The organism is Flavobacterium enshiense (genome assembly GCF_022836875.1).
Lineage (GTDB): Bacteria > Bacteroidota > Bacteroidia > Flavobacteriales > Flavobacteriaceae > Flavobacterium > Flavobacterium enshiense_A.
Map to the genome: position 1 here is coordinate 1,066,059 of NZ_CP090376.1, position 14,822 is coordinate 1,080,880.

Annotated in this window: 14 protein-coding genes; 9 read left to right on the forward strand and 5 right to left on the reverse strand. The window is 39.0% G+C overall.

The window, feature by feature from the left end; genetic code table 11:
* Nucleotides 1-7: 7 nt before the first annotated feature.
* The gene (locus tag LZF87_RS04815; protein WP_244342166.1) at nt 8-1,198 is read right to left on the reverse strand and encodes a hypothetical protein; all 1,191 of its coding nucleotides are present in this window, start codon (nt 1,196-1,198) and stop codon (nt 8-10) included.
* Nucleotides 1,199-1,412: 214 nt separating this feature from the next.
* On the reverse strand, nt 1,413-4,196 hold the full coding sequence (locus LZF87_RS04820) for a TonB-dependent receptor (protein WP_244342167.1): 2,784 nt from the start codon (nt 4,194-4,196) through the stop codon (nt 1,413-1,415).
* Nucleotides 4,197-4,391: 195 nt separating this feature from the next.
* Here LZF87_RS04820 and LZF87_RS04825 point away from each other — a divergent pair, with 195 nt between their 5' ends.
* Both LZF87_RS04825 and LZF87_RS04830 read left to right on the forward strand, forming a co-directional pair.
* On the forward strand, nt 4,392-5,075 hold the full coding sequence (locus LZF87_RS04825; protein WP_244342168.1) for a response regulator: 684 nt from the start codon (nt 4,392-4,394) through the stop codon (nt 5,073-5,075).
* Entirely contained in the window at nt 5,076-6,119 is a 1,044-nt protein-coding gene (locus LZF87_RS04830) for a sensor histidine kinase (protein WP_244342169.1), read from the forward strand.
* Here the strand turns inward: LZF87_RS04830 and LZF87_RS04835 are convergent.
* Nucleotides 6,102-7,154 carry a glycosyltransferase gene (locus LZF87_RS04835; RefSeq protein ID WP_244342170.1) on the reverse strand — a complete coding sequence of 351 codons (1,053 nt, stop codon included), beginning with the start codon at nt 7,152-7,154 and terminating at the stop codon, nt 6,102-6,104. The genes LZF87_RS04830 and LZF87_RS04835 overlap by 18 nt on opposite strands.
* Before the next feature lie 154 nt (nt 7,155-7,308).
* On the opposite strand from LZF87_RS04835, the gene trmB reads away from it, so the two are divergent.
* The 7 genes from trmB to LZF87_RS04870 all read left to right on the forward strand — a co-directional run bounded on the left by trmB (nt 7,309) and on the right by LZF87_RS04870 (nt 12,134).
* On the forward strand, nt 7,309-7,983 hold the full coding sequence (gene trmB, locus LZF87_RS04840; RefSeq protein ID WP_244342171.1) for a tRNA (guanosine(46)-N7)-methyltransferase TrmB: 675 nt from the start codon (nt 7,309-7,311) through the stop codon (nt 7,981-7,983).
* Nucleotides 7,983-8,612: a lysine transporter LysE gene (locus LZF87_RS04845; protein WP_244342172.1), complete on the forward strand. Its 630-nt coding sequence runs from the start codon at nt 7,983-7,985 to the stop codon at nt 8,610-8,612. The genes trmB and LZF87_RS04845 overlap by 1 nt, the downstream gene beginning before the upstream one ends.
* Nucleotides 8,613-8,614: 2 nt before the next feature.
* Nucleotides 8,615-8,977 carry an MGMT family protein gene (locus LZF87_RS04850; RefSeq protein ID WP_244342173.1) on the forward strand — a complete coding sequence of 121 codons (363 nt, stop codon included), beginning with the start codon at nt 8,615-8,617 and terminating at the stop codon, nt 8,975-8,977.
* Nucleotides 8,978-9,073: 96 nt separating this feature from the next.
* Entirely contained in the window at nt 9,074-10,201 is a 1,128-nt protein-coding gene (locus tag LZF87_RS04855) for an Mrp/NBP35 family ATP-binding protein (protein WP_244342174.1), read from the forward strand.
* Between the two features lie 87 nt (nt 10,202-10,288).
* Nucleotides 10,289-10,528 carry a NifU family protein gene (locus LZF87_RS04860; RefSeq protein WP_035630849.1) on the forward strand — a complete coding sequence of 80 codons (240 nt, stop codon included), beginning with the start codon at nt 10,289-10,291 and terminating at the stop codon, nt 10,526-10,528.
* Between the two features lie 218 nt (nt 10,529-10,746).
* Entirely contained in the window at nt 10,747-11,799 is a 1,053-nt protein-coding gene (locus LZF87_RS04865) for an NAD(P)/FAD-dependent oxidoreductase (RefSeq protein ID WP_244342175.1), read from the forward strand.
* 2 nt (nt 11,800-11,801) lie between these two features.
* On the forward strand, nt 11,802-12,134 hold the full coding sequence (locus tag LZF87_RS04870) for a 2Fe-2S iron-sulfur cluster-binding protein (RefSeq protein WP_244342176.1): 333 nt from the start codon (nt 11,802-11,804) through the stop codon (nt 12,132-12,134).
* 50 nt (nt 12,135-12,184) lie between these two features.
* On the opposite strand, the gene LZF87_RS04875 is transcribed toward LZF87_RS04870, so the two are convergent.
* Nucleotides 12,185-12,967 (reverse strand): DUF3050 domain-containing protein, encoded by a 783-nt coding sequence (locus LZF87_RS04875; protein ID WP_244342177.1) that lies wholly within the window; start codon nt 12,965-12,967, stop codon nt 12,185-12,187.
* A 93-nt stretch (nt 12,968-13,060) separates the two neighbouring features.
* Nucleotides 13,061-14,239: an acyl-CoA dehydrogenase family protein gene (locus LZF87_RS04880; RefSeq protein ID WP_244342178.1), complete on the reverse strand. Its 1,179-nt coding sequence runs from the start codon at nt 14,237-14,239 to the stop codon at nt 13,061-13,063.
* Nucleotides 14,240-14,822 lie beyond the last annotated feature (583 nt).

A 14,822-nucleotide genomic window follows, 5' to 3' on the forward strand; every position in this document is an offset into this window, starting at 1 on the left:
TCTTTGTTTATTGAAGTAAACTGTTTCCACTAACTGTAGACCATGTTCCAGGGGCTAAGGAAGCTCCTGTTGAAGCGGCACTCGTAGTGAATTTACCTGCAGGGAATGCTACTGTCATCGAAGGTGTTGCACCCGCAATATCTTGTGCTGTGTTAGTTATTTTAACGCCAGTCAGTTTAATTTTTGAACCATTAACCTGATTGTTGTTTGTATTCGCATCTTGGATTTTAATAGCTGCACCCTGGTAAGTTGTAGTGCCTTCTGTGTAAGAACCATATCCGTCGATAACCACATTTGTAAAGTCTCCGTTACCTTCTTTTTTGAACTGGATAGCATCAACTTGAACGTCACCTGCAGACTCCGGAGTACATCCTACAGCTCTTTTCAAGGTTACGTTAGTGAATTTTGGATAAAAGTCGTTGTTGTTTGCAGAAGCTTCGATTTCAATACCAAAGTTACCTTTGTTTACTTGGTAAGCAAACCAGTTGATATTGTCCTGACCTTGCCATCCGTCTTGCCAGTCGAATGAATCATCATAATTTCCGTAAGAAATAGCGTTTTTCAAACTTACTGTTCCTCCGTAAAATTCGAAACCATCGTCAGCACCCATATAAGATACTAAGTGATCAAGAACAGTTCCGGAACCAACTGAATAGAATGAAAACCCGTTTAATTCTTTTGTTCCGTCAGCTAATTTTTTTCCTGCATATTCCACACGAACATATTTCAACGAACCTCCGTTATGTGCTGCGTTGCTTCCTCCGTAGGGTAATGATAAACCGTCTTCTGACATGGAAGTATTTCCACCTCCTAAAACTTTCACCGGAGCATCTCCATACATGATAATTCCTCCCCAAGAACCAGGGATTTTAGAATTTTCTGTAAAGATAACAGGAGATGATTCTGTACCATCGATGATTAATTTTCCACCGTTTTCAACAACTAAAGCGTTGTCGCCATTAATCTTGTTACATGTTACAGTGCTTCCTGCAGCAATTTTTAATGTTGCTCCTGGTTTTACTCTTACGATTCCTTTTAAAGTGTAATTTCCATATTCGTAAGAAGTGTTTGCTGTGATGTCTCCGCTGATTTCGCCTTCTTTTGGAGTAGCTGGAGTGCTGTTGTTCTCCTCATCGTCTTTTGAACAACCTGTGAATAGAGCGCCTAAAATAGCTAGGCTTAATACTAATTTTTTCATTGTTTTTGTTTTTTGTTTCTTGTTGTTTTTTAGTTTAATTCGTTGATACAAAGGTGTTTTAATTTTGAAAACGAGTGGTTAAGTAAATATCAACTTATCATTAAAGGAATTTCAACTTTAGGTAAAGTAAAAGTTATCGGGATTATGTAATTGTAACCAAAAAAAGCAACGGATACCGTTGCTTTTTAGTTATTTACTTGTGATACAGTATGATTTAAAAAGTGTATCCAAGGTTGAATGAGAATCCTACTCCTTTTTTGAAATTTCTCATCAAGTACGAAGCTTCATTGAAGGTGCTTGTATTTTCTCTTCCCAATTCAAATTTTGTTTGAGGGTTCAGAATGTTGTCTGCCGATAATTTTAAATCGAAATGTTTGGATAATTTACTGTTCAATACGAGATCCAATCGGCTCACCGGTAATTCATAAATATGATCCAGACCAGTCGTACCCACACTGTAAATACGTTTTCCGAAAACAGAATAAACTACTGAAAGAGTATTGGTCCAGGTGTTGCTCATGTTGAACTGGTATTTTAAATCAGAATTGATAAGCCATTTCGATGCTCCCTGTAATTCACGGTCTTTGTGTGTCTCGATATTAACTATCGGGTTTCCGTTTGGACTTGTTACTACGTCAGATACCGTTACTTTCGTATGCATCAAGGAAGTGTTGAATCCCCATGAAAGATCTTTGAATGTAGATGATACCCTTTGAAGGTCTAATATGAATTCGGCTTCCAATCCGTATAGTTTTGCATTTTCGGAATTCAGGAACGTTGTAATGGTAGAGCCTGGGCTCGTTAAGTAAGAACGTTCGATAGGATTTTTGATATTTTTTCCAAATAGACCTACGGCAAACATTTCTTTGGATGTTGGGAACATTTCGAATTTTAAATCAATATTGGTGTTGTCACTGTTAACCAAGTATGGATTTCCTTGGAAAACCGTATTGTCCGGGTTAACAAGCTGTAACGGGTATGATTCCAGAATAACCGGTTTTGAGTACGTTTGAGATGCTGCAAAACGAAGGTTCATATTTTCATTAAGACCATATTTAGCGTTAACCGATGGTAAAAAATACATTTTGTTTGTATTTACAGTGATGTAAGGTTGGTCGAATGAACCAATGCCTTTGTATTTGGTTGTGCGGTCATAATTTTCAGCTCTGAAACCGGCATTAACATCGAATTTCTCTGAGAATTTGTAAAACAGGTTAGCATAACCGGCATTGTTGTTCTCCTCTAATTTTGCTTTCCAGTTGGCATTACTGGACTCCTGATACGAAATTACGTTGTTTAATAAATCGGTTTTAATCTGCTCGTTGACTGTAAACGGATTTAAATTAAATATGATATTGTTGGGGGAGATGGTCTGGATAAATCTATAGGAAGATTCGGTGCTATTGGTGTTTCCGTTGTATCCGACAGACAACTTGTGTTCTTTTCCGAATTTAAAGTTGTATTCAAGGAAAGCCGAACTGAATACGTCGTTTTTAACATCTAAATACTGTCTCAGGAAATTGTTCCCGCCGTAACTTACCAATACATTGTCTTCGGCTAGTTGATGTCCAGTATATGAATTTCTGTCGGGCTGGTCATAAGCTGTTTTAGCTAAGGAAACACCCATTTTTACCAAATGGTTTTTGTCTGAAGTTAAGGCATAATCCCCAAATAGCTGACCGTTTAAAAAATTGGTTTCATCCAATTGATTGGTACGGATCAGATAATCGTTAACATCCTGTTGCGCATTCTGATATCCCAACTGATCCTGAATCAGGTTTTCTGAAGTTTTAAGGTACAATACGTTTGTTGATAAATTCAGTCTTTCGGAAGAATAATTCAATCCTAAAATTGATGAGAAATTAGTTTTGTAATTATAAGTCGTGGTCGTAAAGTTGTTTGAATACTGAATCAGGTCGCCTTGGTTTAGCGTTCTGTCAACCCCTGTCCTGTACTGGAAAGAGTTGTCGAAATTCAAAGATAAAAGGTAGCTTATCTTATTGCTGTTTTTCAGATTGAATTTCTCAGCATGCAAAATTCCGACACTGGTATTTAACGGACTTTTGGTTTTTTTAATCTCAAATCCGGTTTTGAATGCATCGACGGCTTTCTGGCCACTAATCGTTGCCGGCGGAAAAGGATTGTCGCTAAATTCGGAAGGCAAAGCTCTGTCGTTTCCGGTTAAACCGAAAAATCCTTTTGCGTTGTCAGCATCACTTGTTATGTAAAAATTTCTCAGGTTGTTGTTGGTTGCCAAGCCAGCTCCCAAGGATAATTTCGTAATACTGTTGTTTGCTTTGGAAGTGGCAATATTAAAAGTAGCTCCCGCAAAGTCTCCGTAAATATTAGGATTGAATGTTTTGAATGTTTCAATCACGCTTACCACATCCGTCGGGATTAAATCCAACGGTATGATCTTCTTGAATGGGTTGTTTGAAGGTACCGCTAAATTGTTGATCAGTAAATTGTTGTATCGGTCTTCCAATCCGCGAACAAACAAACCTCTTGAACCTACTTTAGAAATCCCGGTCATCTTGGTAAGTCCTTCTTCTACATCGCTCACTCCTTTTCTGGAAAGTTCCTGAGCTCCGATGGATTGTTTGATTTCAACCGCTTTTTTCTGTTCCACTAAAAGTGCGGTTTCTTTCTCCCGATTCTGGTCAACCTTAATGACCACATCCTGAAGTTCGACTCCTTTGGCGCCCAAGGCCTGGTTTATTGTTTTTGTTTCACCGCTTTTAATTGTGAATGGAATTTCCGCACTTTCATAACCTAGGAAAGAAATAAGCAAGACGTGGTTACCTTCAGAAACGGAAATCGAATAATGTCCTTGTTCGTCTGTGTTAACGCCATTGGTTGTTCCTTTAATCATTACGGTAGCAAAAGGAAGTGCTTCATTATTCATTTCCTTGTCCGTAATGCTGCCTGTAACCGTTCCTTTTTGTGCAAATGCAAAAACCGTAAATAAAAGGGTAGTTACTAAAAAGTTAAGTTTCATTTTCGTGTTGTTTAATTTTTCGGCAAAGGAACTCCTGATGCGTTAATTTGAGGTTATAGGCTTGTTATGCTTTTGTTTGTGTCCTGTTATCAAATTGTTACTACATTAAATAATCGTTAAGTCAGGGGATGTAAGATTAATCGTTTTGTATTATCTTTACCTTTACATCCCGAAAACACATAATAGTGTCCATTTATGAAAAAGAAAGACATAAAGATTTTATTGGTTGATGACGAACCGGATATTTTGGAAATCGTAGGTTATAATTTAAACCAAGAGGGATATCAGGTGGTAACGGCAAACAACGGTAAAGAAGCTATAGCCAAAGCCAAAAAAGAACTTCCGCAACTTATTATTATGGATGTAATGATGCCGGAAATGGATGGGATGGAAGCCTGTGAAAATATTCGAAAAATTCCTGAATTGGCTGATGTTATCATAACGTTTTTAACGGCCCGTAACGAAGATTATTCACAAGTAGCCGGTTTTGATGCCGGTGCCGATGATTATATTGCAAAGCCGATCAAGCCAAAATTACTGGTAAGCAAAGTAAAAGCGTTGTTGCGCCGACTTAAGGATGAAGATACAAAAAGTGATGTGCTTCGTGTAGGGGAGATTGAAATCAACCGCGAAGAATACAAAATCATCAGCGCAGGTAAGGAAATCATCCTGCCGAGAAAAGAGTTTGAATTGTTTTATCTTTTGGCTACCAAACCGGGGAAAGTTTTCAAACGAGAAGAAATTCTGGATAAAGTCTGGGGTAATGAAGTGGTTGTGGGTGGAAGGACGATCGATGTTCATATTAGAAAATTAAGAGAAAAAATCGGAGACGATTTGTTCAAAACTATTAAAGGAGTAGGCTACAAGCTGGAGCTGTAAATGAGTATAAGCTTTAAGAAATCATACAAATTTGCCGTAAAATCTGCATTTTATATCACGTTGTTTGCAACAGGGTTTGTTGCTATTTTGCTGTATTTTTTTCTTGAAATCAATTATCCCTTTCTGGCGGTATTTACTATTGCCATTTTTCTTTTTTCTTTTTTTGTATTGCAATTCCGCGTGGAGAAATTCATCTATAAACGCGTTAAGAAAATCTACGATGACGTATCGCTTCTGGATTCCACGACGTTGCGCAACCAGCCAATTACAACCGATATGGCAACGTTGACTCTTGATGTTCAGAAGTTCGCCCGGGAGAAAAAAATCGAAATAGAAATGTTGAAAGTTCGTGAGGAATACCGTAGGGAATTTCTTGGGAACGTCTCTCACGAACTGAAAACCCCATTGTTTACCGTGCAGGGCTATCTGTCAACGCTGCTTGACGGAGCCATGAACGACAAGTCCATTCGTAAAAAGTATCTGGAACGTGCCGAAAAAGGCGTAGAGCGTCTGATTAATATAGTTAAAGACCTTGACATGATTTCCAAACTGGAAACCGGCGACCAGAATCTGAATTATTCCAAATTCAATATAGTGGATGTGGTTCAGAATGTTTTTGATCTGTTGGAAATGAAAGCAGACGAGAAAAACATAATGCTCATGTTCGACATGAAATACACCAAGCCAATTTATGTGCGTGCCGATCAGGAAAAAATAGAACAGGTACTGACCAATCTGATTATGAATTCGGTTAAGTACGGAAAAGAAAAAGGTACGACGGAAGTCAGTATCGAGAATTTAACCAATAACAAGGTGATTGTCCGGGTGACCGATAACGGAGAAGGGATAGAGAGTCACAATGTTCCCAGACTGTTCGAGCGTTTTTTTCGAGTAGACAAAAGTGGCTCCCGTTCGGAAGGCGGATCAGGATTAGGACTTTCCATCGTGAAACATATTATCGAGGCACATCACGAGAAGATTTATGTGGAGAGCAAATATGGTTTTGGCTCCGAGTTTTCGTTCACCTTAGAAAAGGCTAAATAATTCTTCCCAGTCAGGCTCCTCATCTGCAATATTTTTCAATCCCTGATAAATATCTGTCTGAAGTAAATGTTCTATTTTGAAATCACTTTGTTTTGAAGAAGGAACTATTCCCTTCTTTTTGAGTTTTTTCGCCAGATATTCCTGTTCGTACTGTCCTGGTGTAGGGATGAAAAACGCTTTTTTGCCCAATTTTGCCAAATCCATAATAGTAGTATAACCTGAACGGGATAATACCATTTTGCTTTGGTTGAATGCCGTTTCCAGTTCGGTGGAACCCATGAAATTATAACAGGTCAGATTAAAGCGTTTGCTGCTTTTTTGTTCTTCTTCGATTACACCCTGAATGAAAAGAATATTGCCATTGTAGTTTTTTAATTCCAACCGCAGTTTTTCTTCCAGCAAAGTTCGTTGAGGTTCGGGTCCTGATAAAATAACCATCAGGTCGTAGATTTCTTCAAGGTCTTTCTTGTGAAAACGACTCAATGGGCCAATGTATTTCAGGTTGAGAGTTGTTTCTTTTAAATGCCCCAGTCTTCCTGATAAATTTGGTTTTCTGGCTACATCGGGAACCCAGCAAATATCAAATTTTCGGATAAAGAAATGGTGTATTTTAGTTGTAAACCACGATGTGTTTCCGGTTAAGACATTCAACTGATGGGTAATGAAAACCGAAGGTGTTTTTTTGGAATGAACCCCTAAGCGGTTGTCCGAAATAATTCCGGAGATGTCAAATTGCTGAATCCATTTTTCAACGGTTTTCCGTTCATGACGAACAGCTTTGACCATATTTGGGATTTGCTGAATCAGTTTCCATTTGAAATAGGCTTCATTTTGGGCGTACTGAATTTTATAAGAAGGAAGTTCCAATGCAGTAAGGTGCGGGAATTCTTTTTTTAATAGCGCCAGGGCAATCCCGTCAGAAGCAAGCAGGGGTTCGAAGCCGTTGTTTTCCAAGGCTTGAATAATCGGAATGCAGCGTGTGGCGTGACCTAAGCCCCAATTTAAAGGTGCTACTAAAATTCTTCTTTTGTTCATTTTTGCTAAATGTTGACAACAAAGCTGCTTAACTGTTTAATAACCAATTCTTTTAAATGGATTGCTTATCTTTGGCCGCAAAATAATACTGCAAGGTAAAACTATTTTTATTGCGGTATATTTCCTTAAATTTACAAAAATTTTAAATCAAGTCGTGGGAAGTAAAAATAAATTAAAAAGATTTAAGGAAAACGCTACATTCAATAATGTTTTCCAACCAACAAGAGAAGAAGTAATAAATGATACATTTCCGTTGAAAGGCAAGTGGAACAAGGAGTTTTTTAAAAATGACCATCCACTGGTTTTGGAATTAGGATGTGGTAAGGGAGAATATTCGGTTGGTTTGGCAAATCGCTATCCCGAAAAGAATTTTATCGGTATAGATATCAAAGGAGCCCGATTCTGGCGCGGTGCAAAAACTGCTGTAGAAAGCGATATGCACAATGTAGCCTTTTTGCGTACTCAAATTGAATTGATAGAAAATTGTTTTGCTGAAGGAGAAGTAGATGAAATCTGGATTACTTTCCCGGATCCGCAGATAAAATACAAACGTACAAAGCACAGAATGACGAATTCCGAGTTCCTGCAACGTTACAAGAAGATTTTAAAGCATGACGGATTGATGAATTTGAAAACGGACAGCGAGTTCATGCACGGGTATACGCTTGGGTTGCTTCACGGAGAAGGGCACGAAGTGATTTATGCGAATCATAACGTGTATAAAAACGAAGGAGCGCCTGAAGTGGTTACGGCGATTCAGACATTCTATGAGAGCCAGTACTTGGAGCAGGATAAACCGATTACGTACATCCAATTCAAAATCAAATAATGAATTATTTTTTGCCGCTAATAATCGGTTTTACCGCAGCGTCAGTAGGTGTGGCTCCTCCGGGACTGCTCAATATGACGGCGGCAAAAGTTAGCGCTGTAGACGGAAGAAACCGGGCTGTGATTTTCGCGCTGGGCGCCAGTGTCACGGTTTTTTTTCAAACCTATATCGCTGTATTATTCGCTAAATTCATAGATAGGAATCCTGGTATTGTGGTTCTTTTACAGGAAGTCGGGGTTTTTATTTTTTCAGCATTGACCATTTACTTTTTCTGGGCAGGTAAAAAGAAAAAAAAGGAAGAACAAACCCTTAAAAAGAGGAGTAAAACCAGTCGTTTTTTTTTAGGAATGTTGCTGGCGTTTCTCAATTTGTTGCCCATTCCGTACCATGTGGTCATAAGTATTTGGTGTTCCCGGAAAGGATGGTTTTTCTTTAATCAGTCGGATATCTCCCTTTTCGTTTTGGGCTCGGTAACCGGTTCTTTTTTAATGTTCTATCTCTACATCTTGTTTTTTAAGAGAAAAGAGACTGATAAACCCTCATTTCTTATGGTTAACGGGAATTACATCATCGGGACGGTGACCGGCATCATTTCATTGTTTACAATTTTTAGAATCATAAGCAGTTAAAAATGGCTTCGGATAACGATAATTTTTTCGAGAGAGTCTACGCGGTTGCCCGCCAAATCCCTTACGGAAAAGTTACGTCTTACGGCGCTATTGCAAAAGCACTTGGAACAGCACGTTCGGCAAGGATGGTAGGCTGGGCCATGAATGCATCCCATTTAAAAGAAGATATTCCCGCGCACAGGGTGGTTAATCGGAAAGGGATGCTTACCGGAAAACATTATTTTGAAGGAACAAACCTAATGCAGCAATTGTTGGAGAGCGAAGGAATTAAGGTGGTCAATAATCAGATAGTCGATTTTGAAAAGCATTTCTGGCAACCGGAAGTTCAATATTATCTTAAAAATTCACAAAACTTTTGCGTTTAGCCTTTTCTCTATTGAACTTTTCAAGTTATCTTTGCAATCTAAAATCAGTCTTAATAAAGGGCTGTAAAAGAAAGATTTAAAGCATTTTCACACAATATGAAATTAGACAGAAAAGAAATTCTTAGTGCTTTGGAAACCATTTCCATTGCCGGAGAAGGAAAAAATATGGTTGAAAGCGGAGCGGTACAAAACGTAATCACTTTCGGAGACGAAGTAGTAGTTGATTTAGTATTGAATACTCCCGCCCTGCATATTAAAAAACGTGCTGAGGTAGACATCATCAAAGTAATCCACGAAAAGATATACGAAAAAGCAAAAGTAAAAGTCAACATCAAGGTGGAGGCTCCGGAAAAACCTGAAATCAAAGGGAAATCTATTCCGGGTATCAGCAATATTATAGCCGTTTCATCAGGAAAAGGAGGAGTAGGTAAATCTACGATCACGGCTAATTTAGCAGTATCCTTAGCTAATATGGGCTTTAAGGTTGGTGTTTTGGATGCCGATATTTACGGGCCATCAATGCCTATCATGTTCGATGTTGAAAAATCAAAACCGATTTCAGTTCAGGTGGAAGGTAAATCAAAAATGAAACCGATTACCAGCTACGGCGTGGAATTGCTTTCCATCGGATTCTTTACCAGTCCTGATCAAGCCGTTATCTGGAGAGGGCCTATGGCTTCCAAAGCCTTAAACCAAATGATCTTTGATGCGGATTGGGGCGAACTGGACTTCATGTTGGTGGATTTACCACCGGGAACAGGAGATATCCATTTATCCATCATGCAGTCTTTGCCGCTTACCGGGGCAGTCGTCGTGAGTACGCCTCAGGCAGTGGCTTTGGCCGATGCGAAAAAAGGAGTGGCGATGTTCCAGAACGAAAGCATCAACGTGCCGGTTTTGGGAATTATCGAAAATATGGCCTATTTCACTCCGGAGGAATTACCGGAAAACAAGTATTACATCTTCGGAAAAGAAGGTGCTAAAAATCTTGCGGCCGACCTGAACGTGCCTTTCCTTGGTGAAGTGCCAATCGTTCAAAGTATTCGTGAAGCTGGTGACTACGGTCGTCCGGCAGCGTTACAGACCGCTACTGTAGTACAGGCAGCGTTCGAAGAATTGGCCAGAAGTGTGGTGTCTGAAACGGTAAAAAGAAATGACAGCCTTCCGCCAACCGAAGCAATTAAAATTACAACAATGGCAGGATGCTCTGCTGTTAAAAAATAGATTTTTAGTTTTTTAGACCAGTCGATAGTTAGAAAAACTATTGATGTCTGAAGATCCAATAATCCAATAATCCAACAATCTAAAATGATGAATACAGAAGAACTTAAGTCTACCGTAGAAAAGGCACTGGATGAAATTCGTCCGTTTTTAAATTCTGATGGAGGTGATATTTCGCTTGTGGAAATTGAAGACGGGAAACACGTAAAAGTGCGTTTGGAAGGTGCATGCATTTCCTGTAAAATCAACCAGATGACCTTAAAGGCGGGTGTGGAAACTACCATTAAAAAGTATGCTCCACAAATAGAAACCGTTGTGAATATCGCCTGATTTTTGGGCGTGACCACAAGGGTCGGGCTTCCCGATCGCTATCGGGACGATATATCTTTTTATCGGGGTTGTTTTGAGAACAACCTCAATAAAAAGGATGCCGCTCCCATTCCTCACGCAGAACTGACATAAATCATGTTTTGTGAGGCTGCCACCTTGTAACTTTGTTGCTCTGACATAAGTTAGAATGACGAACAGATGCAATAAACTTTTGAAAAATGATTGAAACTGATATACTTATCATCGGAGCAGGTCCTACGGGGCTTTTCGCCGTTTTTGAAGCAGGACTTTTAAAGCTGAAATGTCACATCATTGATGGTCTGCCACAACCGGGTGGACAGTTAACTGAATTATATCCCAAAAAACCTATTTTCGATATTCCAGGGTTTCCTTCTGTATTGGCGGGAGACTTGGTTCACAATCTTATGGAACAGATCAAGCAGTTTCAGCCTGGATTTACTTTGGGCGAAGTTGCTGAGAAAATCCAAAAACTGGAAGACGGCACATTCATCGTAACGACCAATAAAGGAACCGAACACAAAGCTAAAGCAGTTGCCATTGCAGGTGGTTTGGGAAGTTTCGAGCCGAGAAAACCATTGATCGAAGACATTGAATTTTACGAAGATAAAGGCGTAGATTATTTTATAAAAGATCCGGAAAAGTTCCGTCACAAGCGTGTTGTAATTGCCGGTGGTGGCGATTCGGCGTTGGATTGGAGTATTTTCCTTGCCGATGTAGCGAAAGAGGTTACGTTAATTCACCGAAGAAACGAATTCCGCGGGGCATTGGACTCTGTAGAAAAAGTAACGGAGTTAAAACACAAAGGGAAAATCCACTTGGTAACTCCAGCCGAAGTTGTAGGCTTGAATGGTTCCGAACATTTAGAATCCATCGATATTGATGAAAACGGTGCCCATCGTAATATCAAAACGGATTATTTCATTCCGTTATTCGGACTTACGCCAAAATTAGGGCCGATTGCACATTGGGGATTAGAAATCGAGAAAAATGCCATCGTAGTAAATAACGCCTTGGATTATCAGACGAATATCGAGGGGATTTACGCAATTGGAGATGTAAATACCTATCCGGGAAAACTGAAACTGATTCTGTGTGGTTTCCACGAAGCTACGTTAATGTGTCAGTCGGTATACAATAAACTGAATCCGGGTAAAAAATATGTGTTAAAATATACTACCGTTTCCGGTGTTGACGGTTTCGACGGAACAAGGAAAGAAGCAGAGAAAGCAGTTGTTAAATCAATAGAGTAATCATGTCACAAGACGTAACTATCAAAATAATCGACCGTGAAGGTGTTGCTCACGAAGTTCAGGCTCCAACGGATATGAACATGAATATCATGGAATTGGTTCGTGCCTATGAACTGGCTCCGGAGGGTACCATTGGGATCTGTGGAGGAATGGCTATGTGCGCTTCTTGTCAGTGTTATGTTTTAAACGATGTGGAACTACCTGAAAAATCAGCTGATGAAGATGCGATGCTTTGGGAAGCTTTTAATGTAAAAGAGAATAGTAGGTTAGGGTGTCAGATCCACATTACTCCCGAGATTAACGGCTTGGAAGTGGAACTCGCTCCGGAATCGTAAGTACTAAGAATATAAAAAATAAAAGTCCCGATACAATCGGGACTTTTTTATTATACAGCTAAATGTGTTTCGTTGATGTGTTCTTCAATCGCATCCCATAAACCGATGCGTTTTTCCAGAGCTTGAATCGAGATACTTTCCACTTCTTTCCATTTCTGGTTGTCGTTCCCGCAAAGTTCTGTTATCATCTGCATAGCCATTGGTCCGTGGTCGTCCGCATCCAGTTCGATATGTCTTTCGAAATAATAGATCAGTTTCGTTAAATCGGTTTCCGGGAAATTCGCCTGAAAATTTTTCAATATCTCAGAGAACATATCCGGAATTAAATCTTCACGTCCAAAAGTAAATGCTGCGGCAATTTCGTGTGGTTTACCGTGTTCGATTACTTCAAATGTGAAATTAAGGAATTCCTTAATTTTTGGGTGTAAATCACTGATTTTGATAGATACGAAAATGTTCTGCATCGAAATCACGCTTTCCAGGAAAGTTTCGATGTTTGCAGTATTTGCACCACTAGCTCTCATGGCATCCAGGTACATCTCGAAATGGCTTTGTCTTTTTCCGTCTAGACTTATATCAGACTCTTCAGCTAAGACAATTTCATTGATCAGATATCTCATTTCAGCATTTGGTGAAGCGAACCAAGGTATCGTTGTACACGTAAGTTTTTGCTGAAGCGCCTTCAACAACGACATAAAATCCCAAACGGCATACACATGTCCTTCCAGGAAATGACGTAAGTCGTCTACATTCTGAATTTGCTTGTACAGCGGGTGGTTTAGTAAAAGATCTTTTTGGGGTTGGATGCTTTTGTTTACGGTTTGGATATTCATAGCAATTGGGGTTTGAAATGCGAAATTAAAAAAAGCTCCCCATTGCAGGGAAGCTTTTAACATTGATTTAATCAATTGTGAAATTGATAAAAATTATTTGAATGCAGAGAATCCGGTCACATCCATTCCTGTGATTAACAAGTGGATATCGTGAGTTCCCTCGTAAGTGATTACCGATTCAAGGTTCATCATGTGACGCATAATCGAATACTCACCGGTAATACCCATTCCTCCTAACATTTGACGTGCTTCACGGGCGATTTCGATTGCCATGTTCACGTTATTTCTTTTTGCCATAGAGATTTGTGCAGTAGTAGCTCTTCCTTCATTTCTCAAAACCCCCAATCTCCAAGTCAATAATTGTGCTTTGGTAATTTCGGTGATCATTTCGGCTAATTTCTTTTGTTGTAATTGGTATGCGCCAATCGGTTTGTCAAACTGGATACGTTCTTTAGAATAGCGTAAAGCAGTATCATAACAATCCATTGCTGCTCCGATAGCACCCCAGGCAATACCGTAACGTGCTGAATCCAAACAACCAAGTGGTGCGCCCAAACCTGATTTGTTTGGTAATAAGTTTTCTTTCGGAACTTTTACGTTGTCGAAAATCAATTCTCCCGTAGCTGAAGCTCTAAGAGACCATTTGTTATGTGTTTCCGGAGTTGAGAATCCTTCCATACCTCTTTCTACGATCAGACCGTGGATTCTTCCGCTTTCGTCCTTTGCCCAAACCACAGCTATATCGGCGAATGGTGCATTAGAAATCCACATTTTGGCACCGTTCAATAAATAATGGTCGCCCATATCTTTAAAATTGGTTACCATTCCGCCTGGGTTGGAACCGTAATCTGGCTCTGTTAAACCAAAACAGCCGATCCATTCTCCGGTAGCTAATTTTGGCAAGTATTTCATGCGCTGCTCTTCGTTTCCGTATTTCCAAATTGGATACATTACCAAAGAAGACTGAACAGATGAAGTGGAACGTACTCCCGAATCACCACGCTCGATTTCCTGCATGATTAAACCGTATGAGATTTGATCCAAACCGGCACCTCCATATTCTACAGGGATGTAAGGTCCGAATCCGCCGATTTCGCCCAAACCTTTTACAATCTGTTTAGGGAATTCAGCTCTTTGTGCATATTCTTCAATAATTGGGGATACTTCTTTTTTAACCCATGCGCGTGCGGCGTCGCGTACTAATTTGTGTTCGTCAGTCAGCAGGTCATCTAACAGGTAATAATCAGGGGCTTGGAATAAGTCTGGTTTCATTATATAAAATTTTTGGTTCACAAAAGTAAGAAAGAAATTTAACTATTCAATTTACCTATGTTATAATTTTATCTATAAAGTAGGTTGTAGATGAAGTGTTTTCTTGATTAAGTAAGAAATGTTTTTAAAAATAATTTCTGTTTTTGCAGATTTCTGAAATAATCATTTATTTTTGCAGTAAAATCTTATTCTTATTAATTGATAAAATCAACTTCGGATTTTCGGTTAAAAAAGTGAGAGTGTTCTTTCTTGGTATGCAAAAGTTTAAAAGGAGAGTTTAAAAAGCAGAATTTTTTAATAAGAGTGTATTTTTGTTTTTTTGAGTTGCCGAAAAATAAAAATGGAATTATCTGATTAGGCGGCCTTAAGTAAGACAGTTGATGGTTTGTAATTGTACTTGAGATTAACGGAAATCAGTCGTGAAAAGATTTATTATTATAACGTTATTTTAAATAGATAGCGATAAATAGTCTTTTTCAATAAAAAGTTTCTGTAAATAGTGCGTTTTTGTAATGTTATGCTTTACGATTTTAAGTTGATTGCGTTTTGTTAAGTTAGATAATCAAAGGATAATAGTTACTTT

Coding starts and splice junctions, on each gene's coding strand:
- LZF87_RS04865 (WP_244342175.1), top strand. CDS start 10,747: ATGATTGAAACTGATATACTTATCATCGGAGCAGGTCCTACGGGGCTT.
- LZF87_RS04880 (WP_244342178.1), bottom strand. CDS start 14,239: ATGAAACCAGACTTATTCCAAGCCCCTGATTATTACCTGTTAGATGAC.
- LZF87_RS04820 (WP_244342167.1), bottom strand. CDS start 4,196: ATGAAACTTAACTTTTTAGTAACTACCCTTTTATTTACGGTTTTTGCA.
- LZF87_RS04825 (WP_244342168.1), top strand. CDS start 4,392: ATGAAAAAGAAAGACATAAAGATTTTATTGGTTGATGACGAACCGGAT.
- LZF87_RS04850 (WP_244342173.1), top strand. CDS start 8,615: ATGGCTTCGGATAACGATAATTTTTTCGAGAGAGTCTACGCGGTTGCC.
- LZF87_RS04815 (WP_244342166.1), bottom strand. CDS start 1,198: ATGAAAAAATTAGTATTAAGCCTAGCTATTTTAGGCGCTCTATTCACA.
- LZF87_RS04860 (WP_035630849.1), top strand. CDS start 10,289: ATGAATACAGAAGAACTTAAGTCTACCGTAGAAAAGGCACTGGATGAA.
- LZF87_RS04875 (WP_244342177.1), bottom strand. CDS start 12,967: ATGAATATCCAAACCGTAAACAAAAGCATCCAACCCCAAAAAGATCTT.
- LZF87_RS04855 (WP_244342174.1), top strand. CDS start 9,074: ATGAAATTAGACAGAAAAGAAATTCTTAGTGCTTTGGAAACCATTTCC.
- LZF87_RS04845 (WP_244342172.1), top strand. CDS start 7,983: ATGAATTATTTTTTGCCGCTAATAATCGGTTTTACCGCAGCGTCAGTA.
- LZF87_RS04835 (WP_244342170.1), bottom strand. CDS start 7,154: ATGAACAAAAGAAGAATTTTAGTAGCACCTTTAAATTGGGGCTTAGGT.
- LZF87_RS04870 (WP_244342176.1), top strand. CDS start 11,802: ATGTCACAAGACGTAACTATCAAAATAATCGACCGTGAAGGTGTTGCT.
- LZF87_RS04830 (WP_244342169.1), top strand. CDS start 5,076: ATGAGTATAAGCTTTAAGAAATCATACAAATTTGCCGTAAAATCTGCA.